Below are 21,302 nucleotides of genomic sequence, written 5' to 3'. Positions count from 1 at the left end.
GATCCGACTGCCGGCCGCGATCGCGGTGACCAGCGGCTTGTCGGATCCTCGAAGAGGCTGGCCGCAACGGGGTCCGGCCGGGATGCAGGACGGCGCGCTTCAACTCCGCGACGAGGTGCCGGCCTGGGAAGCCTCGTCGCGGCGGCGAAGGAGCAGGGCCTGCCACATGACAAAGTCACCTTAAGTGCTCGACGAGCGATCGGGTAAGCGTAGTCCGCAATCTGGGAACCGCCCAGGTGGCGACGGGTGCGCCGGCCGGGGTCAGCGCAGCATCAACTCGGCCAGCGGGCGGCGCTGGCGCAGGCCGATCTCCCGGGCCCGCAGGTCCTCGGGCAGCGAGTACGGGTCGCCGAGCCGGCCCACCGCGACCACCACGTGCGGGCGTATCTCGGCGGAGAGTTCCAGGTCGGCGCGGAGCCCGGCGGCGTCGAATCCGGAGATCTGCCGCACGTAGAGGCGCAGCGCGGTGGCCTGGACCGTGAGATGCGCCACCGCCTGCCCGAGGTCGTAGGCGGCGTGCGGCAGCGGCCCGCCGGTCGGCCCGGTGGTGGTGTGCGCACCGAGCAGCAGCGCCGAGGCCCGCCCGGCCCACCGCTGGTTGCCGGTCGAGAGGTTGGTCAGGATCCGCTTGAACGCCTCGTCGTCCCGGCGGCCAACCAGGAAGCGCCAGGGCTGGGTGTTGTCGGCCGACGGCGCCCAGCGGGCCGCCTCCAGCAGGGACGCGACCTCGGCGTCGGTGAGGTCGGCGACCGGGTCGAAGGCGTGCGGGCTCCACCGGGTCGCCAGTATCGGGGAGAGCTGGGCCATGGCGCCGAGTGTGCCGTATCGGGCGCTCTGTCCCGGCACCGGGGTCACCTGACGTGACCGGGCGCACCCATAACGTGAATAGAGATCATCCACCGGTCCCGGTCGAGTCGTCGCTACTGGTCGAGTTGTCGTTCCCGGGCGAGCCGCCGTTCCCGGGCGAGCCGCCGTTCCCGGTCGAGCCGTCGTCGGTCGGCTCGCCGGGTGGCGGTCCGGCGATCCGCAGCGGTTCCCGGTCGACCAGCGGGCCGGGCAACGCGACGGTGGCCGGGGCTGCGGTCGGCGTACCGGCCAGCGTCAGGGTGCCGGCGGGCAGCCGAGCCGCCGTCAGGGTGCCGTCGGGGGCGTAGCAGTAGATGCCCGGATCCAGCGGCGGGCTGACCGACGCCGAGGTCGACTCGACCGCGAAACAACTGCCCTGGGCGCCCGGCAGGGTGGCGGCGGAGACCGAGAGCGGGGCCTGCCGGTCGGTGAGCACCTCCGGCCAGTCGGTGAACGGGTGCCGCATCCAGGGGTCGATGCCGGGATCGAGCGGCTGGCCGGGCCCGGCCACCCGTACACAGACCGACTCCGGCTGCCCGGCCGAGGGGAGCGCGCACTGGAACAGTCCGGCGCCGTTCTGGGCCAGCGAGACGTCGGCACTGCCGCCGAGCGCGCCACCCGGGATGTCCACCCGCCAGGAGCGGTCCGCCGCCCGGACCACCGAGATCGACCGGTCCGGCTGACCGGGGGCGGTGAACGTGTAGACGGCGGCGAGTTGACGGTCCTGAGCGGCAGCGGCGAGCGCTGCGAGCTGGTCCCGGGCCTCGGCGGGCTGGCTGGCCGGCGGGGCGGGGATGGGCGCGGCCGGCGCCGGTGCCTGGCTGCCGCAGCCGGCCATCAGCGCCGTCCCGGTGATCAGGAGTGCGCCGAGCAGGGGGGCTATGCCGGGATGCACCTCGCCATTCTCGGGGTATACCCCCGGAACGGGTGGTCAGTCCAGCTACCCTCGCGTGTCGCCGGGCGGTCGGATGGTGGGAACGCCTGGTCGGGGCGACGACGCCGGCCGGTACCCTGAGTTGGTCTCACACGGCGCCGCCGGTCTCGACCCGGCGGCGTCGGCACGCTCAGGGCCGTGCACCTCGCCCGGCCCAGGGGAAGGAGTGCACCGTCGTGGCACTGGTCGTGCAGAAGTACGGCGGATCGTCCGTCGCCGACGCCGAGCGGATCAAGCGGGTGGCCGAGCGGATCGTCGCGGCCCGCAAGGCCGGCGACGACGTGGTGGTCGTGGTCAGCGCGATGGGCGACACCACCGACGAGCTGCTCGACCTCGCCAACCAGGTCAGCCCGTTGCCACCCGGCCGGGAGCTGGACATGCTGCTCACCGCCGGCGAGCGCATCTCGATGGCGCTGGTGGCGATGGCGATCCACAACCTCGGCTACGAGGCGCGCTCCTACACCGGGTCCCAGGCGGGTGTGCTGACCACCTCGGTGCACGGCCGGGCCCGGATCATCGACGTCACGCCCGGCCGGCTGCGGGCGGCCCTCAACGAGGGCGCGGTGGCGATCGTCGCCGGCTTCCAGGGCGTCTCCCAGGACACCAAGGACATCACCACGCTGGGCCGGGGCGGGTCGGACACCACCGCGGTGGCCCTGGCGGCGGCGCTCGGCGCGGACGTCTGCGAGATCTACACAGACGTCGACGGGGTCTTCACCGCCGACCCGCGGATCGTGCCCAACGCCCGGCACATCAGGACCATCACCTACGAGGAGATGCTCGAACTGGCCGCGTGCGGTGCGAAGGTGCTGCACCTACGGAGCGTGGAGTACGCCCGGAGGGCCGGGTTGCCGATCCGGGTACGTTCGTCATACTCGACCAACACCGGCACGATGGTGACCGGATCGACGGAGGACCTACCCGTGGAGCAAGCACTTATCACCGGGGTCGCCCACGACCGGAGCGAGGCGAAGATCACGGCGGTCGGCGTACCGGACGAGCCGGGCGCGGCGGCCCGGATCTTCGAGACGGTCGCGGCGGCCGAGATCAACCTCGACATGATCGTGCAGAACGTCTCGACCGAGGGCACTGGCCGGACCGACATCTCCTTCACCCTGCCCAAGACCGACGGTCCGACCGCGATGGCGGCGCTGAGCAAGGTGCAGGAGCAGGTCAAGTTCAAGGGCCTGCTCTACGACGACCACGTCGGCAAGGTGTCGCTGATCGGCGCCGGCATGCGTTCGCACCCGGGTGTGGCGGCCAGCTTCTTCGCCGCGCTGGGCGAGGCCGGGGTGAACATCGAAATGATCTCCACGTCCGAGATCCGGGTTTCGGTGGTCTGCCGGGACACCGACCTCGACGTCGCGGTCCGGGCCGTGCACGAGGCCTTCGACCTGGGCGGCAGCGAGGAAGCGGTGGTCTACGCCGGGACCGGGAGGTAGGCCGCGATGACGACGCTCCCCACACTCGCGGTGGTCGGGGCGACCGGCGCGGTCGGCACGGTCATGTGCGACCTGCTCTCCTCCCGGAAGAACGTCTGGGGTGAGATCCGGCTGATCGCCTCGGCGCGCTCGGCCGGGCAGACGCGGATGTGCCGGGGCGAGGAGCTGACCGTACAGGCACTCACCGCCGAGGCCTTCGACGGCGTGGACGTGGCGATGTTCGACGTACCGGACGAGGTCTCCGCGCAGTGGGCGCCGGTCGCGGTCTCCCGGGGTGCGGTGGCGGTGGACAACTCCGCCGCGTTCCGCGGCGACAAGGACGTGCCGCTGGTGGTGCCGGAGATCAACCCGGAGCAGGTACGCAACCGCCCCAAGGGCATCATCGCGAACGCCAACTGCACCACCCTGACGATGATCATCGCGGTCGCGCCGCTGCACCGCGAGTACGGGCTGCGTGAGCTGGTGCTCTCCTCCTACCAGGCGGTCTCCGGGGCCGGGCAGGTCGGGGTGGACACCCTGCACGACCAGCTCTCCAAGATCGCCGGTGACCGGGTGCTCGGCTCGCGACCGGGCAACGTGCGTCAGGCGGTCGGCGACGACCTCGGCCCGTTCCCGGCCCCGATGGCGCTCAATGTGGTCCCCTGGGCCGGGTCGCTGCGGGACGGCGGCTGGTCGTCCGAGGAGCTGAAACTGCGCAACGAGTCGCGCAAGATCCTCGGCCTGCCCGACCTGAAGGTCTCCGCCACCTGCGTAAGGGTGCCGGTGGTCACCGGGCACTCGGTGGCCGTACACGCGGTCTTCGGCACGGAGGTGGATGCGGAGGGTGCCCGGGAGGCGCTGCGTAACGCCCCCGGAGTGATCCTGGTCGACGACCCGGCGGCGGGCGAGTTCCCGATGCCGATCGACGCGGTCGGCACCGACCCGTCCTGGGTGGGCCGGATCCGCCGTTCGATCGACGACCCCCGCGCGCTCGACCTCTTCGTCACCGGCGACAACCTGCGCAAGGGTGCCGCCCTCAACACCGCCCAGATCGCCGAGTTGCTGGCGGCCGAGTTCTCCGCCGCCCGCTGAGGGACATGATCGCGCGCCTTCCGGAAAGACGCGCTCCTTCCCGGAAAGACTGGCCTCGGCCCGGCTCGGAGACCACTGCTTCCCCGAAGTAGTGCGATCTTTCCAGCAGAGAGGGCGGGGTGGGATCAGGCGGCCGCCAGGCGGACGCCGTCGCGGCCCTCGCGCTTGACGCCGTAGAGGGCCTCGTCGGCGCGGCGCAGGGTCAGGTCGGGTGACTCGCCGTCCTGCTGCACCGCCACGCCGATGCTGACCGTCCGGCCGGTACGCCGGGCCGCCTCCACCAGCCGCTGGGCGATCCCGACCGCCTCCTCCGGGCGGAGCACCTCCACCACGGCCACGAACTCGTCGCCGCCGATCCGGTACAGCTCGTCGCCGTGCCGCAGCGCACCCTGAAGGGCCCGGGCTAGGTCGACCAGTACCTGGTCGCCGGCCTGGTGACCGTAGGTGTCGTTGACGGCCTTGAAGTCGTCGACGTCGACCGCGAGCAGGGCCGTCCGGCCCGGGTGCGACTCGGCGATCCGCTCGCCGAACGACCCCTGGTGACGCAGCCCGGTCAGCGGGTCGGAACTGGCCCGCTCGCGCAACCTGGCCAGCCCGCGCAGCCGTTCGAGGCAGATCCACGACTGGGCGGCGAGCAGTTCGATCAGGTTGACGGTGGTCGGATCGGAACGCAGCGTACGGGTGTCGCCGACCAGCAGCACCCCGCAGAACTCGGTTGGGCCGAGCGGCACCGAGATCAGGGTGCGTACCCCGGCGGCGATCAGCACGTCCTGGTCCGGCGTGGTCGGGTGGTGCCCCTCGCCCAGGGTGTACGAGGCGCCGTAGGCGTGCGCGTGCGCCCGGAGCCGTTCCAGGACCGGTCGGCCGGCGCCGGCCAGCGCGGCGTGCACCCGCGATTCGAGAGCGTCGGGTACCAGGCTCGGCGTCGCCACCCGTGGTCCGGCCGGCCCGTCCAGCACGAAGACCGCCGAGCTGAGCCCGGAGACGTCCCGGGCCGCGGAGACGGCGGCGGTCATCAGGTCCGCCTCGGTGGCGGCGGAGGTCAGCGCGGAGGCGTGCCGGAGCAGCTTCTCGCTCCGGGTCTCGGCCGGAGGGCCGCCGAGCTGCCCGATCCTGGTGCCGAGCAGCGAAGCGACCCGCTCGACGGTCTGCCGCCAGGCGTCCAGGTCGACGTCGGCGGTCGGCCACTCCAGGTCCAACACCCCGATCGGCTGCCCCGCCCGGTCGAGGATCGGGGCGCAGATCTCGGCCCGTACGTCGGGACGCAGCGGTACGTAGTCGGGCTCGTCCGTCACCTCTGGCACGGTTTCGGTCTTGCCGGAGGCGTACACCCGACCGACCGTCCCGGCCCCGGCCGGTACCGAGGCGAAGACCTGCCATGATCCGGTCGCGGCGACACAGCGGAGCCGGTCGCGGACCCAGAGCAGCACCGCGATCCGTCCCGGGGCGTGTTTGCCCAGCGTGGCCACCGTCACCTGGCCAGCCTCGACGGCGGTGGACGCCGTGGGCAGCCGGGCGGTCACGTCACGGACTACACGGGAGTGGTCGGGGGACACCGTTTCCGATCCGGGGAGGAGGGGTTCCGAGGGGCCCGACCAAGATTACTCAGGGTGCTGAGAATCTGCTGGACGCGAGTGATCCCCGCCTCCCCGGACGCTGCGGCTAGTTGATCAACGCCAGGGCCGCCTCGCGGAGCGGGGCCGGGGCGTTCACCGGGGAACCGGCGTCGAACGGCGGATCCGGCTGGTACTCGATGGCGAGCTGGACGGCGTGCGCGGTCGGCACGTCGGTCGCCTCGGCCAGCAGGGTCAGCGCCATGTCGACGCCGGCCGAGACGCCGGCCGAGGTGATGACCCGGTCATCCCGGACCACCCGCTCCCGGACCGGCTCGGCGTCGAAGGCGCGCAGCCCGTCGACCCAGCCCCAGTGGCTGGTCGCCCGCCGCCCGGCCAGCAACCCGGCCGCGCCGAGCAGGAACGAGCCGGCGCAGACCGAGGTGGTCCACCGGGTGTACTGGTGCGCGAGGGCGATCCAGCCGACCAGTGCCGCGTCGGCGAGGGCGGCGCGGGTGCCGGCCCCGCCCGGTACGACGATCACGTCCGGGCGGGACAGCTCGGCGAAGCTCGCGGTGGCGGTGATCGCCATCGTGCCCCGGTCGTCGACGACCGGACCTGGCTCGGCGGCGACCATGGTCACTGTGACGCCGGGGGCGAAGGCCAGCACCGTGTACGGCCCCACGACGTCGAGGGCGGTGTATCGGGGATAGAGCGGAATGGCGACGTGCATGCTCGGTTCCTCCTTGTCGGAACGGGGTGGATCGGCTGCTCGGAACGTGTCGTCCGGCAGGTGTCGGGCAGGGTGGATCGGCTGCTCGGAACGTGTCGTCCGGCAGGCGTCGGGACATGCGGGATCGACTCCGCTGCCGGCGGGTGTCGGCGGGGGTCGGAGGTGTCAGGTCGGTTCGGTGGGTGGGGCGGTCAGCTCTGTTTCGCGCGGAACCGACGGCGGTAGTCGCCGGGTGCGACCCGCCAGTGCCGGCGGAAGACGCGGTAGAGGGTTTCGGCGGCGCCGAGACCGGACTCTCGGGCCACCCGGTCCAGCGGATGGCCGGTGTGTTCCAGCAGCCGGCGGGCGGCGTCCGCCCGGCTGCGTTCGACGTACCGGCCGGGGGAGACGCCGGTCTGCTCGGTGAAGAGCCGGGAGAAGTGCCGCTCGCTCATCCCGGCCCGCCGGGCCAGCGCCGGCACGCTCAGGTCCTCGGTCGGGTTGGCGTCGATGAAGGTCTGGAGTTCCCGCAGCGGCTCACTGCGGGGCACCCGGGTCCGCATCGCCGTACTGAACTGGCTCTGCCCGCCGGGCCGGTGCAGATAGACGACCAGGCCCCGAGCGACGTGCCGGGCGAGTTCGTGGCCGTGGTCCGTGGCCACCAGGGCGAGCGCGAGGTCGATGCCGGCGGTCACTCCGGCCGAGGTCCAGACGTGCCCGTCCCGGATGTAGATGCGGTCGGCGTCCACCTCGACCGCCGGATAGCGGTCGCCCAGATCCTGGGCGGTCAGCCAGTGTGTGGTGGCGCGGCGGCCGTCGAGCAGCCCGGCCTCACCGAGCAGGAGCGCGCCGTTGCAGACCGAGGCGACCCGGTCGGCGATGCCGGCCAGCCGGGAGATGCCGGCGACCAGTAGCCGGTCGGCGACGTGCGCCGGCGCGGCGAGCCCACCGACCACCAGCAGCGTGTCGATCGGCCCGGTGACCTGGTCCAGCGCCAGTGGTGCCAGCGTCGCGACCCCGTTGCCCGCCGTCACCGGGCCGGGATGCGCCGCCGCGACCTCCAGCCGGTAGCCGCGGCTCCCGCCGAGAATCAGGCTCGCGAGTGCGAACACGTCGGCCGGGCCGGTCAGGTCGAGGCCCTGGAAGCCCTCGAAGATCACCGCCACCACCCGTCGCTGCATGCATTCATGCTGCTCGCGGCGGGGTTGTGGCGTCAATGACGCAGGTATTGCAGATTACGCCAGCGGGCGTCGCTCGGCGGGCGGTCGGTGCTTGGTTAAGATCGGCCACAGCCTTTGTGATCATGATGGCCCGAGATTTGCCATCATGATCATCCGGAAGCGGAAGCGGAAGCGGAAGCGGAAGCGGAAGCGGAAGCGGAAGCGGAAGCGGAAGCGGAAGCGGAAGCGGAAGCGGAAGCGGAAGCGGAAGCGGAAGCGGAAGCGGAAGCGGAAGCGGAAGCCGGAAAGCGGACGTCGGAGGACGGAGAGCCCGACATGGCGAGGTTGCCCGACGAGGTGGTGGCCGCGATCGGCCGGATCACGATCGCGGCCGGCGACCTGGAGCTGATCCTGGCCTGGATCGGCGCCGACCAGGCGGGCGGCAACGCGTTCGAGGTACTGGCCAGACCCGGCGAGCCGGTACGCGCCGCCCGGGGCTCGGTCGAGTTCGCCACCCCGGAATACCGGCAGGCGTACCTGCCGGTGGTCGAGATCGCCGCGAAGCTGCTCGCCAAGCGGCACGCGGTCGTCTCCGCGATGTGGGTCAGCGAGGCGCCGGACGAGTCCGTGCAGCGCTGGGAACTGCTTGACGACAAGAGCTACGTACGCCAGCTCGTCGACCCGCGCGCCCTCGACGAGCTGTCCCGACAGCTCCTGGAGGCACGGAACCGGCTGGTGGCGATCGTGACCGCCCAACTCAACAACGACCCGGTGCCCGCGCCCTGAACCCGGTCACGATCGGTCGGCGGACGGTGACCGGAATCCGGTTGACCTGCTGGCGATGATGACCTGGTGGACCTGCTCCACCGGCGTCGACGTGTCGAGGAGGAATCTCGGGTGGGTGACGTGCGGACCGTGGCGGCCGGCCCCGACGACTGGAAGTCCTGGCGGGAGATCCGGCTGCGTTCCCTGCGGCAGGACCCGGACGCCTTCGGTTCGACGTACGAGCGCGAGGCGGCGTTCACCGAGCAGACCTGGCGCTCCCGGCTCGACGGCACGAGCGGGCCGTCCGTGCTCGCGTACGCCGGGAACGAGGTCGTCGGGATCGGCGCCGGCTGGCTCCACGAGCCGGGCCGGCTGATGGTGGTCGCGATGTGGACGGCGCCGGACCGGCGCGGAAAGGGCATCGGACGGCAGGTCCTCGACCACCTGATCGGCTGGGCCGGTGAGCGAGGGCTGCTGGTCGACCTGTGGGTCGCCGACGGCAATCCCGGCGCCCGCCGCCTCTACGAGCGCCACGGCTTCCGCCCGGACGGCCGGACCGCGCCGATCCGGGAGGGCAGCGAGGCCACCATGACCCACCTGGCGCTGCCCGACTGATCCGCTCCGACCGTCACCAGTAGGGGATATGTCGGGGGCGGCTCTGGGAGATGCCCGGATGGCGTCGGGCCGTCCGGCCGCGAGGATGCTGACATGACTTCGGTCCACGCGCCCCGGAACCAGGTGGAATCGACGCCGTGGCTGCGGATCTCCGCCGTCGCCGCGCCGGTCCTGCTGCTGTTCTACGGGCTTCTCCGGCTGGTCGACGGCCTCGATGGTGAGCACGGTCCCGGGCTGGCCTGGGACATCGGGCACACGATGTTCTTCGTCGCCTTCCTGCTCTTCGGTGTCATGGTCGTCGGCCTGCGCCAGATGGTGCCGGCGACCAGCAGGGGCCGGCTGGTCGCAGCCGGCAGCGCGACGGTGGCGGGTCTGTCCGGCGTCGCCGCCTTTCTCTGGGTGATCCTCGGCGACCTGTCCGAGCCGATCAGGGAGCAGGCTCCGCTGCCCGACCCGCTCTACGCCGTGGGCCCGCTGCTGTTCCAGCTCGGCGTACTCACGCTGCTGGTGCAACTCGCCGTACTCCGGCCACGTCGGCTCCCGCCGTGGAGCCCGGTCCTGGTGTTCCTCGGCTTCGTACCGATCGCCGTCAACCTCGACCTGCTGCCGCTCGGCGCCCTTCTCATCCTTGCCGGCCTCGCCCCGCTGGCCCGGCCGGCTGGGGCGTCAGCACCGCCAGCCGAGGAACCGTCGGTGTAGCGAGCCGACGGGAAGCCCGGCGAGATTCCGGGCGGCACGGATGAAGTGCGCGGCCAGGTAGAGGGCAAGCCCGGGCGGGTACCACGTCAGCAGCGTGCGGACGTGCCGCCGGGCACCCGCGGATCCGTCCGGCGGCGCCGGCTTGTCGTACCCGCCAGCGGGGATCGGGGTACAGGTTGAGCTTCGCTCGCCTCCGGTCGTTCGTTCACCGCTGCTCCTCTCCCGGCCAGTGACCCCGGTTGATCGGGATCCGGTGGCGTACCCGGCACGGCAGGTCGGCGCCGCAGCGGCAGAACCGTCGCTATCTCCGCCAGGACCAGACCGGGCGGTGCCGGCGGGCGAGCGTGGTCGCGACCGCGAAGACGTACGCGTCGTACGAGACCCGTCGCATCGACTCACCCCTCTCGACCAGGGCGAGAACTTCGCTCACCCTGCGTGGTCGCCTACTTCACTCTGTGGCGATACCCTCGGGCGGTCGACGGGTTGCGGGTTGCCACCGCCAGGCGGCAACGGACACCGTGAGGAAGCGGGCGGGACGGATGCTGTCTTTCGGACCACAGATGCGTACGCTTCGCGAAGCTCGTGGACTGTCACTGGCTGCCCTCGCCCAGCGGTTGCCCCTGGACAAGGGCCACCTGTCCCGCATCGAGAACGGTCGCCGCAAGCCCACCGAGGATCTGGCCCGGCGGATCGACGAGGCCCTCGACGCCCGGGGCGAGTTGATCGCGTGCGCCCACCTCGACGTAGCCGCTGCGCTGGACGCGCGGCCGTGGGAGACCGCCGAACTCCTCCGCCGAATGCGGTCCGGCGATGGCGCCCCGGTCACCGTCGAGACCTTGCAGGCCACCGTCACCGAGCTGTGCTGCGAGTACGGCTGGCGCGACGCCCGCCAACTGCGGGCCGAGGGACAAGGCTGGCTACGGGAGGTGGCTCGGCTGCTGCACCAACCGGTCGGACTGCGGCAGCACCGCGAACTGCTGGTCTGCGCCGGCTGGCTCGCCCTGCTGATCGGTTGCGTCGAGTACGACCTCGGGATGCGGGCCGGCGCCGAGGCGACCCGGACTGCGGCGCGGCAACTCGCCGAGGAGGCCGGGCACGCGGAACTCGCCGGGTGGGCGTGGGAAATGGCCGCCTGGTTCGCCCTCACCCAGTCCCGCCATCCGGCGGTGGTCACCGCCGCTCGGGCCGGCCAGGAGGTAGCCGGATCAGGGCCGGTGGCGGTGCAACTCATCGCGCAGGAGGCGAAGGCTCTCGGTCGACTCGGCGACGTGCGTGGCGTCCGTGCGGCACTGGACCGTGGCCGACGGCTGCTCGACGCGCTGCCCCCGCCGGACCGGCCCGACAACCACTTCGAGGTCGATCCCGGGAAATGGCTGTTCTACGCGATGGACGCCTACCGGTTCGCCGAGGAGGACGCCCTTGCCGAGCACTACGCCGAGGAGGTCATCCGGGAGGGCACCGCGCCCGACGGCACCGAGCGGTCTCCGATGCGTACCGCTGAAGCCCGACTGACGGTGGCAGCCACGGCGGCCCGGGCCGGCGACCTGGAGCGCGCGGCGAGCAACGGGTTGGCCGCCTTCGCGGGTAGCCGCCGCTCACTTCCGTCGTTGCTGCTGGTCGCCGGTGAGGTGGACGCCGAACTGCACCGTCGCTATCCGCACGAGCGGGCCACGGCCGAGTTCCGGGAAGCCCTGCGGGTGATCCGATAGGCAGAGCCAGGGGCAGGCGTCGCCTCCGACTATCCGCCCACGATAGACAGTCGTGAAAAATCCGGCGGTGCTCAGCCGGAGCGCTCTGCCCATCCATCATGGAACGATGGTGATGTGGGTCGGGGTGGCGTGATGAGGGTCGATCTGGTTGTCGGGGAGGGGTCCCGAGCCGGTCGGGTTAGCCTGCGGAAGCCACCCTGCCGGTCGGCGATCAGCGGTGACCCGGCCACGTCCCACCGGCGGGACGACCGACCGATCGAACTGGCGTGACGGAGGAGGGACCACGATGGACGTCGTGACGCAGGCCGACCTGGAACGCGAGCCGGCGGACCGATCCCATGACCCGCTGGCCGCCGCTCTCGGCAACGCCTCCCTGATCGGCGTCGGTTACCTGATGCTCGGGCGCATCAGGCTGGCCGTGGCCGCGACCCTGGTCAGCGCCGTACTCGTCGGCTCCCTCGTCTGGGGCGCGCGATCGGTCTGGGCCGAGGTCGTCGTACTCCTCTGGTGGGTGGCGCTCGTCGTGCACGCGTGGATCCTGGCCGGCGGGCGCCGTCAGGGTGGCGTGCAGCGTGATCAACGACTGGTCGCGCTCGCTGTCGCGGTTCCGGTGCTGCTGGCCGTGGGATTTCTGCGGTTCGACGCGGTGAGGATCGAGCGGACCGTCACCGAAGCCCGGCAGAGCGGCGACTGTGCCCGGGCCCTGACCGCGCTGGACCGGGTGGCGTTCGGTCACCGGGTGGCCGACGCTCCGCTGACCGTTCGTGGCGAGCGGAGCGTCGAAGCCTGCCAGCGGCTGCGGACTGCCGAGGAGCAGCTCGGCACCGGGCTGACCGGGGACACCGACGGGCTGAAGACGGGCTTCGACGGTCTCGGCTCGGTCCTCGCGGATCTGCCGGGTCACGAGAAGATGGTCGACGCCGCCCTGGACGGGTTCCTCGGCAGGCTGCCGACCAAGGACCCGTGCCAGACCGTCGCAGTCACCGACTGGCTCCGCCAGCGGCAGCCGACCAACAACACGCTGGACCGGTCCGCCGAGGTCGTGGCGCGGACCGCGCCGACGGCGCTCGTCGGATGCGCCGACGGCCTGATGGCCGGCAAGAACTGGGAGGCGGCCCGGACGCGTTACCAGCAGCTTCTCGACCAGTACCCCGGCCAGGAATTCAGCGCCCGGGCCGTCGAGGGAGTCAAACAGGCCGGCCTGGCCATCGAGCTGGCGAACGTCCGCAGCCTGCTTGAGGGACCGACCACCACCCGACCCGAGTACTGCACCAAGCCGGCGCCGTACAGCGCCGCCACCGCGTACACCAAGGGAAGGACGAACCGCGCCCTGTTCTACGGCGACGACGAGTACACGAAGAGGCTCCCCGCCGCCTGGCGGGCCTCCGACGTCACCGCCGCCGTGCTGGTGGTCTGTGTGGGTCAGAAGGAGTACGGCACCACCGTCCGGACCTGCCCCTACGAGAACAAGCTCTCCCGGCTGTTCCCCACTTACGTGGCATTCCGAAAGATCGCGATTCCCGTGCAGGCCTACGAACTCCGGACCGGAAAGCTCGTGGTGAACGGCAAGCTGCAGATCACCGGGGCAAGCTGCCCGAGGGTACTCACCTACACCCGCTACAGCGGTCTCGTCGACATCGGTCCACCGTCCCAGGTGTACGTCACCGCGTCCGCCGCCAACGTCCGGGCGGCCTTCCAGTCGCTGATCACCCGCGGCTAACTGCGCTGTCGGCCCAGGGCGGATCTGATCCGCCCCGGGCCGGCTGGCGACTATCCGGCGTCGACGGCTTTGCGGGCGAGCAGGTGGCCCTGCTGGGTTACCTCCCGCTCGGAGTCCGGCGCACGGATGGTCTTCACCCGGATCTCGAACCCCGCCTTGTCGAGCAGTTCGGCGACCTCCTCGGGCTGTTGCCGGTAGAAGTCGAGCGACAACGTCAGGTCGTCGACCCCGTCGTAGTGCCTGCGGTCGTCACCGACCTGGAAGGCGAGCATCAACTGCCCGCCCGGGGCCAGCATCCGATGGAATTCCGCGAACACCTGGGAGCGGTACTCCCAGGGAACGTGAATGATCGAATAGTTGGCGAGGATGCCGCCGAGGGACGAGTCGGGGATGTCCAGTGCCAGCATCGACCCCACCTCGAACCGCAGACCGGGGTAGGTCCGCCTGGCCACTGCGATCATTTCGGGCGACAGGTCGACACCGAAGGCACTGAGACCGTGCTCGTGCAGGGCGTTCGTCAATCGGCCGGGTCCGCAGCCGATATCCGCGACCACGGTGTTGCCGGTCGCCTGGACCCACTCGGCGAAGACGGCCAACAGCGCCCGCTCCAGCGGCAGGCGGCTCAGATCGGTGGCGACAACGTCCAGATGATTGACGGCTAGCGCGTCGTAGGACTCGCGGGTGGCGTGCAGAAACGGTGTCTCGGTCATGGGCGGCGGCCCTGTTCCGCCGACGGCTCGGCCGTGAGGCCCTTGGCTGCCAGGTCGGTGACCTGCGGCCCGAAGTGCAGCATGCGCATCTCGGCATGCTAGTGCCACCGGAGGAGAGCACGAACCGCCCCACCGGCGGTCGCTCGGTTGGTCGGCCAGGTAGCAGAAGAGGGCACATCCATCGATTGGATGTGCCCTCTCACCTGGTCGGGGTCGCCGGATTCGAACCGACGACCTCTTCGTCCCGGGAAAACGATCCGGCGTCGTCGACCTGCCCTGGCAGTTGGGCTGATCTGCGGACGCAGTCCGTCGTCGCCCCGCTGTCCGGCCGTGTCCATCCCCGTTGTCACCCAGTTCGTCACTCACCCGGCGTCGGTTGGATGAGCCGTCGGTGCTCATGGGCGCGTCGTTCGAGGTAGGCAGCAACCTCGTCCGCCCGGGTCTTACGTCCGAGCCAGCGACTCAGGTTCGACTTCTGCGGCGCGGGAGCCACCACTCGGCTGCCGTCAGCGCAGGTGATGGTGATCCCGTCATAGCCCGGATCACACCTGACGATCATGGACCACGGGAGGCGGATCGTACGCCACTTGCTGCGCAGAACCACTCCTTGTGGACCCACGGACGTCCGAGGACGGAATGTCTGCTGCCACATCGAGAGTCCCAACACGCCGAAAGGCACCGCTACAGCGAGCGGCGCGCGCAGATCGCCTTCGGGTGCAGCAGCCTCGTAGGCGAGGAACACCATCACCCCTGCGGCCATACCGCCGATCACCAGTCCGGCGCAAATCCTCAACCCGAGGCCCAGTCGCCACACCTGCACTTCGTCCAAGTCGGTCGGCAACCCCGGCCCCTATCTGTCCAACTCGCTATCTGTCCAACGCGAACGCGGCCAGCACACATCGACCCCCGTCCGCGAACACCCGTGGCACCGTGGTCCAGCACGTTGACCTTGACCGACAGTCCGACATTGATCCGCCGCTGCGGCCCGCCGTACAGGCCCGGCGCTCGGACCCTGACCAGCCTCTGGGGGGCTGCCCCCTAGCGGCCCGCCGGGAACTGGCCACCGGCTCTCCCGTGCCGGCTCTGGAGCGCCTGTTGCAGGCCCCGCGCTAAGGCACTGGGAGACGAATTCCAAGATCTTCTCCCAGATTTCTCCCGAGGCGACCCGGGAGACGGGTCAGGCCCGGTATCACTAGTCGTGATACCGGGCCTGACCTGCACTTACTCTGGTCGGGGTGGCCGGATTCGAACCGACGACCTCTTCGTCCCGAACGAAGCGCGCTACCAAGCTGCGCCACACCCCGAGGCGTGCCGAGCAATAGTAGCCCACCCGCCCCGCCGGGCAAATTCGGTATCCCGCGCGGTGCGTTCCGGCCCACACCCGCCGCTGAGCACGGCCAGGTCAGCGTGGGATCAGGGTCAGCAGCGACGCCTCCGGGCGGCAGGCGAACCGTACCGGGGCGGTGGGGTGGGTGCCGAGGCCGGCGGAGACGTGCAGCCAAGCGTCCGTCTCGGGCCAGCGGTGCAGGCCCCGGGCCATCGCGCGGGGCAGGCCGCAGTTGGTGGTCAGCGCGCCGACCAGCGGGACCCGGACCTGGCCGCCGTGGGTGTGCCCGGCGAGCAGCAGGGTGAAGCCGTCGGCGGCCATCTCGTCCAGCACCCGGGGCTCCGGCGAGTGGGTGACCCCGATGGCGAGGTCGGCCTGCGGCGGGACCTGCCCGGCGACCGAGGCGTAGTCGTCCCGTTCGACGTGCGGGTCGTCGACGCCGACCAGCTCGACCTGCCGGCCACCGGCCTTGATCGACGTACGGGCGTTGTTCAGGTCAGCCCAGCCGGCGCCGACCAGCACCCCGCGCAGGTCCTCGACGGGCAGCTCGACGCCCTGCACGTACTCCCGCTCGGGCAGCAGGTAGCTGAGCGGGTTCTTCCAGACCGGTCCCCGGTAGTCGTTCGAGCCGAACACGAAGGCGCCGGGGTAGTCGAGCATCGGTTGCAGCGCCCGCAGTGCTCCGGGCACCGCGTCGGGGTGCGCCAGGTTGTCCCCGGTGACCACCACCAGATCCGGGTCGGTGGCGGCCAGCGAGGCGACCCAGGACTGCTTGCGGCGCTGGTCCGGCATCATGTGCAGGTCCGAGAGGTGCAGGATGCGCAGCGGCTCGGCGTCGGTGGCGAGCACGGGTACGTCGTACCGGCGCAGGGTGAACATGTTCCGCTCGACGAGCGAGGCGTACGCCAGGGCGGCGCCGCCCGCGACGACCGTACCGGCGGCCAGCCGGAATACTGTGCGCTTTCGCATGCCGCTCAGGGTAGTTTGACCGTCCATGGGCACCTTGAAGGACCTCCTGACCGCGGACATGCGTACCGCGCTGAAGGCTCGTGACGAGCTGACCACCTCGACGCTGCGGATGGCGCTGGCGGCGATCGGCACCGCCGAGGTCGCCGGCAAGGAGAAGCGGGAGCTCTCCGACCCCGAGGTGCTGGCGGTGCTCACCAAGGAGGCCAAGAAGCGCCGCGAGGCGGCCACCGCCTTCGGTGACGCCGGGCGGGCCGAGCAGGCGGAGCGGGAGCGGGCTGAGGGCGAGGTGCTGGACCGGTACCTGCCGAAGCAGCTCGCCGACGAGGAGCTGGCCGAGCTGGTCGTGGGGGCGCTGGCCGCCGGCGGGTTCACCGAGCGCGGCCAGATGGGCCCGGCGATGAAGGCGGCCCAGGCCGCAGTGGCGGGCCGGGCCGAGGGCGGTCGGGTGGCCGCGGAGGTACGCCGCCAGCTCGGCGCCGGCTGACGGCCGCGCGTCAGTCCGGCGGGCCATGGGCGGCACCGCGCGAAGACGACGACAGCACGACAACGGGCGGGCATCCCTGGTCTGGGATGCCCGCCCGTTGTCGTCGTGACCTGTTCGGCGCGGCGTCAGCCGGTGGGCTGCACCACGACCGACCGGCTCAGCGGCGGCCGGGTGGCCGGGGACCCCCTGGACCCCCGGGACCGCCGGCCGCTGCCTTGCCGTTGCTGACCTCGACGATCACCGTCCCACCCTTGATCGTCCGACCGTCGGGGCTGGTGCCGGCCGCCGTGCCGGCCGGACAGGTCGAGTCGACCTGGCCGCCGACCTCGGCCTCGAAGCCTGCGCCTCTGATCCGGGAGAGGGCGGACTGGACCGGCTGGCACTTGACGTTCGGGATGCTCCGCTGGTCACCGTTGACGATCTTGCCCCCTGGTGGGGTGAACTGGATCGAGGGTTTCCCCTTCATCGCGTCCCGGAGCGTCTGGTAGACGGCGTGGTTGACGCCGCCCGGCTCGTTGTGTCCCATGTTCTGCGTGGTCTCGGCCCAGTCCGGGTCGGCGAGGATGCCGGCGACCGCGAGCTGCTTGGTCATCGCCACCAGTGAGGCGCTCTTCTCGCTGTCGGTGGTGCCGCTCTTGCCGGCGACCGGCTTGCCGACGATGCCCCGGACGTTTCCGGCCGTACGCCCCTTGCAGCGCGAGGTCGACGAGTTGTCGCCGACCGGGCAGCGGGCCGCGTCCACGGCCGCCCGGGCCACCTCGGGCTTGATGTTCTGGGAGCAGCGCGGGTTGGCGATGTCGAGTTTGTTGCCCTCCTGGTCCCGGATGAGCTGCACCGGGATCGGCTCGCAGTACTTGCCGTCGGCGGCCAGCGTGGCGTACGCGTTGGCCAGCTCCAGCGGGGTCGTCTGGGAGACGCCGAGGGTGAACGCGCCCCAGCCGTTCGCCGCCTGCTTGGTGGCGGCGAAGTTGGCGTCGTTGCTGGCCCGGAACGTGATGCCCATCCGCTTCGCCGCGTCGACCACCTTGGCCGCGCCGACCCGCTCCTGGAGCGGCACGAAGAAGGTGTTCACCGACGCCCCGAACGCGCTCCACATGTTGTGTACGCCCGCCATGCTCGCGCTGGCGTTCTGCGGGCAGTACTTGTTGGTGCCGGGACACGCGGCCGGAGAGTTGTGTTCGACGATGTACTTCGTCTGGGCGACCGGCTTGGCGTTCATGCTCCACTCCAGCGGATAGCCGTTCTCCAGCGCCGCCACCACCGTGAAGATCTTGAAGGTCGAGCCGGCCTGGTAGCCGGTGATGTCGCCGCCGCCGGTCAGCAGCGGGTTGGTGGTGTTCGGGTAGGTACCCCGGATCTTCTTCTTCTTTTTCGCCGGGTTCGTGCTGATCTTGTTCGCCGGCTTGTTCGGGTCGTCGAGCTTGTAGTTCCGGTTCACCGCCAGCGCGCGGACCCGTCCGGTGCCGGGCTCGATCGCCGCCACCATCATGGCTTCCTTCTTGCCCGTCTTGACGTTGCGTTCGACGGCGTCCTTGGCCGCTTTCTGCGTCTTGGCGTCCAGGGTGGTGACGACGGTGTAGCCGCCGCTCTTGAGCCGCCGTTCCCGGTCGTACTGGGTGCGGCCGAAGGTCTCCTGCTGCATCCACCAGCGGTAGAAGAAGTCGCAGAAGAAGCCCCAGTCGTTCTTGCCGACGTCGACGCAGCCGTTCGGGGTGCGCTTGTCCTTGACGACCAGCTTGATCGCCTTGGCCTTCTCGGCCTCCTCCGGCGTGATCGCCTTGGTCTCGACCATCTGGTCGAGGACCCAGTTGCGCCGGTTGAGCGCCTCCGGGTAGCCGCTCTTGGTGGTCGGGTCGTTCTCCGACGGCGCCTTGACCATCCCGGCCAGCATCGCCGCCTCTTCGAGCTTCAGGTTCTTCGGGTGCTTGCCGAAGTACACCTGGCTGGCCGCGAAGATGCCGTACGCGCCGTTGCCGAACGGGGCGATGTTGAGGTAGCCCTCCAGGATCTGGTCCTTGGTCAGGTCGGCGTCGAGTTGCAGGGCGTACCGCATCTCGCGGACCTTCCGGATGCTGGTGTCCTCAGTGGCTGCCACGACGTCCTGCGGATGCGTCGCCGAGTAGGCGATGGTGAGCCGGACGTACTGCATGGTGAGCGTGGAGGCACCCTGGGTGGTGACCCCGGCCTGGTTGTTGGCCACGAACGCCCGGGCGACGCCGTTGACGTCGACGCCGTTGTGCTCGTAGAAGCGCTTGTCCTCGGCGGCGATCAGCGCCTGCGCGACCACCGGCGCGACATCCTTGAGCGGCACGTCGCGGCGGTTCTCGTCGTACATGGTGGCGAGCGGGGTCTTGCCGTCAGAGGCGTAGAGGTAGCTGATCTGCGGGGCCTTCTTGACGGTCAGCTCGGTGGGCAGCTTGTCGAACGTCTCCGCGCCGGCCTTGGCGGCCAGCCCGGACATCGCCACTGCGGGGAACGCGGCTGCGGCAACCACCACACCGGCCAGCAGCCCACAGATCAGCAGCGACGCGGCGTTGGTGAAGACATTGTGGTCACGCTTCCGCATCCAGGTCACCTCGACAGGGTACGTGAATCGACACAGAGGTCGCGCCCTGCGTACTTTCCCCATTTCCTGCGGGCGCTGGCCTCGTTGTGTTAAACGCACGACCCCTGGTGCGCGGTTGCGGGCTCCTTGCTGCAGAGTCTCCTCCCTCCGGGAAGTCTCCGCAGCGTTTTCGCTGATCGCGGCCGGGTAGTCAGGGCCGGATTGCCGGATGAAGCGCCAAGGAATGTCCGGGTTGACGGATTTGGCTAACAACGTTGCGTAATCAGTTGACTACAGAGCATGATGGTCGAGCGAGAGAAACGCATGTCGTCCGTGGTGCCCGGGGGAGGGCGGCACGGGTGGCCGGGGGGTTATCGCCGGCTGACCGGCTCTGGTCGGTAGCGGGACTGCAAGGGGGGACAGGAACAGATGGGCATGATCACAGATTGGCCCACGTTGGCAGCGTGTCAGAACGGTGATCCTGACGCGCTGTTCGTGCAGGGCGCCGAACAGAACGTGGCGAAGCGGATCTGCCGCAGCTGCCCGGTGCGGTACGAGTGCCTCGCCGACGCGCTCGACAACCGCATCGAGTTCGGTGTGTGGGGCGGCATGACCGAGCGGGAACGCCGGGCTCTGTTGCGTCGTCACCCGCAGGTGGCGAGCTGGCGCAAGATGTTCGAGGCGGCCTTGAAGAACAAGGACAAGGTCCTGGTCAACGCCGGCTGATCGCGGCACCGATCGTGCGCAGCCCGTCGACGTCGTGCACGTCGGCGGGCTGAGCCGTCACCGCAACCGTCGGTACCGCCGGAAAGGCATCGGTGAAGACCCGGGCGACCCGCCGCTCCCGCGCTGCCTGCTGGCTGAGCGCGGCATGTGCCAACAGGGTTTCCACGGTCGCCTCGTGCCCGCCCAGCTCCACCAGCCGTTCGGCCGCGGCCAGGCTCTCGGCGGCGGTCGGCCGCTCCACCGCGGGCCGGTGCACCCGGTTCAGCACCAGACCGGCCAGCGGCATGCGCTCCTGGCTCAGCCGCCCCGCGAAGTACGCCGCCTCCCGGACCGCGTCCGGCTCGGGCACCGCGACCAGCAGGAACGCCGTCTCTCGTGCCTGGAGCACCTGGTACGTCTGCTCGGCGCGCTGCCGGAAACCCCCGAACATCGAGTCGAGCGCCGCCACGAAACCGGACAGGTCAGTGAGCAACTGAGCGCCGAGCACCTTCTGCACGACCCGGGAGAACATCCCGAACGAGGCGGTGACCAGGCTGAACATGCTCCGCCCACCGCTGCGGGCCGGCGCCAGCAGCAACCGCAGCATCCGCCCGTCCAGAAACCGGGAGAGCCGGGCCGGTGCGTCGAGGAAGTCCAGGGCGGACCGGGACGGCGGGGTGTCGACCACGATCAGGTCCCACTCGTCCCGGGCGTGCAACTGGCCCAGCTTCTCCATCGCCATGTATTCCTGGGTGCCGGCGAAGGTGGAACTCATCGCCTGGTAGAACGGGTTGGCGAAGATCTCCGCTGCCTTCGCCGGATCGGTGTGCGCGAGCACCACGTCGTCGAAGGTCCGTTTCATGTCCAGCATCATGGCGTGCAGTTCGCCGCTGCTGGTCTCGACGTCGATCCCCTTGACCTGCCGGGGGGTGTTGTCCAGCTCGCTCAACCCGAGCGACTGGGCCAGCCGCCGGGCCGGGTCGATGGTCAGCACCACCGTACGCCGGCCGTGCCGCTCGGCGGCCCGGAGCGCGAGGGCGGCAGCCGTGGTGGTCTTGCCCACCCCGCCCGAGCCGCAGCAGACCACGATCCGGACACCGGGATCGGCGAGGATCTGGTCGATGTCCAGCTCCGGTGCTGGGTGATCGGGACGCACCAACCGAGCGTATCGGCACAGCGCCGCGCGGGCGGCGTGGTGCCACTCAGGTGTGAGTCAATCGGCTGTCCCGGCCCGTGTTCGCCCTCTCACTCGGCGGCCGGGCTGCTCGCCGCCGTCCCGGTCCGGTCGGCATCGCGGAACCTCGGGCTCGGGGTCTCCGAGGTGCGCAGTGGCGTA

19 protein-coding genes and 1 tRNA gene are annotated in these 21,302 nt (G+C 70.8%); 9 read left to right on the top strand and 11 right to left on the bottom strand.

Translation table 11 applies throughout. From position 1 onward, the window contains the following. Positions 1-261: 261 nt before the first annotated feature. Together R6Y94_RS17360 and R6Y94_RS17355 are read right to left on the bottom strand one after the other, a co-directional pair. Positions 262-807: a nitroreductase family protein gene (locus R6Y94_RS17360; protein ID WP_318396965.1), complete on the bottom strand. Its 546-nt coding sequence runs from the start codon at positions 805-807 to the stop codon at positions 262-264. Positions 808-892: 85 nt separating this feature from the next. After that, complete coding sequence (locus R6Y94_RS17355; RefSeq protein ID WP_318396888.1) at positions 893-1,741, bottom strand: hypothetical protein; 849 nt, start codon at positions 1,739-1,741, stop codon at positions 893-895. A 215-nt stretch (positions 1,742-1,956) separates the two neighbouring features. Between R6Y94_RS17355 and R6Y94_RS17350 the strand changes: the two genes are divergently transcribed. Next, positions 1,957-3,222 carry an aspartate kinase gene (locus R6Y94_RS17350; protein ID WP_318396887.1) on the top strand — a complete coding sequence of 422 codons (1,266 nt, stop codon included), beginning with the start codon at positions 1,957-1,959 and terminating at the stop codon, positions 3,220-3,222. A gap of 6 nt (positions 3,223-3,228) precedes the next feature. After that, positions 3,229-4,293: an aspartate-semialdehyde dehydrogenase gene (locus R6Y94_RS17345; protein WP_318396886.1), complete on the top strand. Its 1,065-nt coding sequence runs from the start codon at positions 3,229-3,231 to the stop codon at positions 4,291-4,293. A 125-nt stretch (positions 4,294-4,418) separates the two neighbouring features. On the opposite strand, the gene R6Y94_RS17340 is transcribed toward R6Y94_RS17345, so the two are convergent. The 3 genes from R6Y94_RS17340 to R6Y94_RS17330 form a co-directional block, all read right to left on the bottom strand. Next, positions 4,419-5,849 carry a diguanylate cyclase gene (locus R6Y94_RS17340; protein ID WP_318396885.1) on the bottom strand — a complete coding sequence of 477 codons (1,431 nt, stop codon included), beginning with the start codon at positions 5,847-5,849 and terminating at the stop codon, positions 4,419-4,421. Between the two features lie 106 nt (positions 5,850-5,955). After that, on the bottom strand, positions 5,956-6,579 hold the full coding sequence (locus tag R6Y94_RS17335; RefSeq protein ID WP_318396884.1) for a DJ-1/PfpI family protein: 624 nt from the start codon (positions 6,577-6,579) through the stop codon (positions 5,956-5,958). Between the two features lie 191 nt (positions 6,580-6,770). Beyond that, positions 6,771-7,739 (bottom strand): GlxA family transcriptional regulator, encoded by a 969-nt coding sequence (locus R6Y94_RS17330; protein WP_318396883.1) that lies wholly within the window; start codon positions 7,737-7,739, stop codon positions 6,771-6,773. A gap of 315 nt (positions 7,740-8,054) precedes the next feature. On the opposite strand from R6Y94_RS17330, the gene R6Y94_RS17325 reads away from it, so the two are divergent. The 5 genes from R6Y94_RS17325 to R6Y94_RS17305 all read left to right on the top strand — a co-directional run bounded on the left by R6Y94_RS17325 (position 8,055) and on the right by R6Y94_RS17305 (position 13,226). Then, complete coding sequence (locus tag R6Y94_RS17325; RefSeq protein WP_318396882.1) at positions 8,055-8,504, top strand: hypothetical protein; 450 nt, start codon at positions 8,055-8,057, stop codon at positions 8,502-8,504. Positions 8,505-8,615: 111 nt separating this feature from the next. Next, positions 8,616-9,098, top strand: a complete 483-nt coding sequence (locus R6Y94_RS17320; protein ID WP_412102786.1) for a GNAT family N-acetyltransferase — start codon at positions 8,616-8,618, stop codon at positions 9,096-9,098. A 93-nt stretch (positions 9,099-9,191) separates the two neighbouring features. Further along, positions 9,192-9,797 carry a hypothetical protein gene (locus R6Y94_RS17315; protein WP_318396880.1) on the top strand — a complete coding sequence of 202 codons (606 nt, stop codon included), beginning with the start codon at positions 9,192-9,194 and terminating at the stop codon, positions 9,795-9,797. 560 nt (positions 9,798-10,357) lie between these two features. Beyond that, positions 10,358-11,506 (top strand): helix-turn-helix transcriptional regulator, encoded by a 1,149-nt coding sequence (locus tag R6Y94_RS17310; protein WP_318396879.1) that lies wholly within the window; start codon positions 10,358-10,360, stop codon positions 11,504-11,506. 286 nt (positions 11,507-11,792) lie between these two features. Next, complete coding sequence (locus R6Y94_RS17305; protein WP_318396878.1) at positions 11,793-13,226, top strand: hypothetical protein; 1,434 nt, start codon at positions 11,793-11,795, stop codon at positions 13,224-13,226. A 50-nt stretch (positions 13,227-13,276) separates the two neighbouring features. Here R6Y94_RS17305 and R6Y94_RS17300 read toward each other — a convergent pair whose 3' ends face one another. The 4 genes from R6Y94_RS17300 to R6Y94_RS17285 form a co-directional block, all read right to left on the bottom strand. Then, positions 13,277-13,936: a class I SAM-dependent methyltransferase gene (locus R6Y94_RS17300; RefSeq protein WP_318396877.1), complete on the bottom strand. Its 660-nt coding sequence runs from the start codon at positions 13,934-13,936 to the stop codon at positions 13,277-13,279. A gap of 358 nt (positions 13,937-14,294) precedes the next feature. Next, entirely contained in the window at positions 14,295-14,756 is a 462-nt protein-coding gene (locus tag R6Y94_RS17295) for a PH domain-containing protein (protein WP_318396964.1), read from the bottom strand. Positions 14,757-15,163: 407 nt separating this feature from the next. Beyond that, positions 15,164-15,240: transfer RNA gene (locus tag R6Y94_RS17290), tRNA-Pro, on the bottom strand. A 98-nt stretch (positions 15,241-15,338) separates the two neighbouring features. Beyond that, entirely contained in the window at positions 15,339-16,232 is an 894-nt protein-coding gene (locus tag R6Y94_RS17285; protein WP_318396876.1) for a metallophosphoesterase, read from the bottom strand. A gap of 25 nt (positions 16,233-16,257) precedes the next feature. On the opposite strand from R6Y94_RS17285, the gene R6Y94_RS17280 reads away from it, so the two are divergent. Next, positions 16,258-16,716: a GatB/YqeY domain-containing protein gene (locus R6Y94_RS17280; protein WP_318396875.1), complete on the top strand. Its 459-nt coding sequence runs from the start codon at positions 16,258-16,260 to the stop codon at positions 16,714-16,716. Positions 16,717-16,873: 157 nt separating this feature from the next. On the opposite strand, the gene R6Y94_RS17275 is transcribed toward R6Y94_RS17280, so the two are convergent. Then, a complete protein-coding gene (locus tag R6Y94_RS17275; RefSeq protein WP_318396874.1) occupies positions 16,874-19,282 on the bottom strand; it encodes a transglycosylase domain-containing protein in 2,409 nt (802 codons plus the stop codon). Between the two features lie 408 nt (positions 19,283-19,690). On the opposite strand from R6Y94_RS17275, the gene R6Y94_RS17270 reads away from it, so the two are divergent. Next, positions 19,691-19,987, top strand: coding sequence for a WhiB family transcriptional regulator (locus R6Y94_RS17270; RefSeq protein ID WP_101369108.1), 297 nt, complete (start codon positions 19,691-19,693; stop codon positions 19,985-19,987). Here R6Y94_RS17270 and R6Y94_RS17265 read toward each other — a convergent pair. After that, the gene (locus tag R6Y94_RS17265) at positions 19,974-21,122 is read right to left on the bottom strand and encodes an ArsA family ATPase (RefSeq protein ID WP_412102785.1); all 1,149 of its coding nucleotides are present in this window, start codon (positions 21,120-21,122) and stop codon (positions 19,974-19,976) included. The genes R6Y94_RS17270 and R6Y94_RS17265 overlap by 14 nt on opposite strands. Between the last annotated feature and the right edge of the window lie 180 nt (positions 21,123-21,302).

This window comes from Plantactinospora sp. KLBMP9567 (assembly GCF_033446045.1).
Classification (GTDB): Bacteria; Actinomycetota; Actinomycetes; order Mycobacteriales; family Micromonosporaceae; genus Plantactinospora.
Note: the sequence above shows the minus strand (reverse complement) of the source record. Positions and strands in the feature narration are given on the sequence as shown.

What these genes read in the sequence shown, in the direction of transcription:
- R6Y94_RS17360 (WP_318396965.1), bottom strand. Translation starts at nt 807, where the DNA reads ATGGCCCAGCTCTCCCCGATACTGGCGACCCGGTGGAGCCCGCACGCC.
- R6Y94_RS17345 (WP_318396886.1), top strand. Translation starts at nt 3,229, where the DNA reads ATGACGACGCTCCCCACACTCGCGGTGGTCGGGGCGACCGGCGCGGTC.
- R6Y94_RS17335 (WP_318396884.1), bottom strand. Translation starts at nt 6,579, where the DNA reads ATGCACGTCGCCATTCCGCTCTATCCCCGATACACCGCCCTCGACGTC.
- R6Y94_RS17330 (WP_318396883.1), bottom strand. Translation starts at nt 7,739, where the DNA reads ATGCAGCGACGGGTGGTGGCGGTGATCTTCGAGGGCTTCCAGGGCCTC.
- R6Y94_RS17325 (WP_318396882.1), top strand. Translation starts at nt 8,055, where the DNA reads ATGGCGAGGTTGCCCGACGAGGTGGTGGCCGCGATCGGCCGGATCACG.
- R6Y94_RS17315 (WP_318396880.1), top strand. Translation starts at nt 9,192, where the DNA reads ATGACTTCGGTCCACGCGCCCCGGAACCAGGTGGAATCGACGCCGTGG.
- R6Y94_RS17310 (WP_318396879.1), top strand. Translation starts at nt 10,358, where the DNA reads ATGCGTACGCTTCGCGAAGCTCGTGGACTGTCACTGGCTGCCCTCGCC.
- R6Y94_RS17305 (WP_318396878.1), top strand. Translation starts at nt 11,793, where the DNA reads ATGGACGTCGTGACGCAGGCCGACCTGGAACGCGAGCCGGCGGACCGA.
- R6Y94_RS17300 (WP_318396877.1), bottom strand. Translation starts at nt 13,936, where the DNA reads ATGACCGAGACACCGTTTCTGCACGCCACCCGCGAGTCCTACGACGCG.
- R6Y94_RS17285 (WP_318396876.1), bottom strand. Translation starts at nt 16,232, where the DNA reads ATGCGAAAGCGCACAGTATTCCGGCTGGCCGCCGGTACGGTCGTCGCG.
- R6Y94_RS17280 (WP_318396875.1), top strand. Translation starts at nt 16,258, where the DNA reads ATGGGCACCTTGAAGGACCTCCTGACCGCGGACATGCGTACCGCGCTG.
- R6Y94_RS17275 (WP_318396874.1), bottom strand. Translation starts at nt 19,282, where the DNA reads ATGCGGAAGCGTGACCACAATGTCTTCACCAACGCCGCGTCGCTGCTG.
- R6Y94_RS17270 (WP_101369108.1), top strand. Translation starts at nt 19,691, where the DNA reads ATGGGCATGATCACAGATTGGCCCACGTTGGCAGCGTGTCAGAACGGT.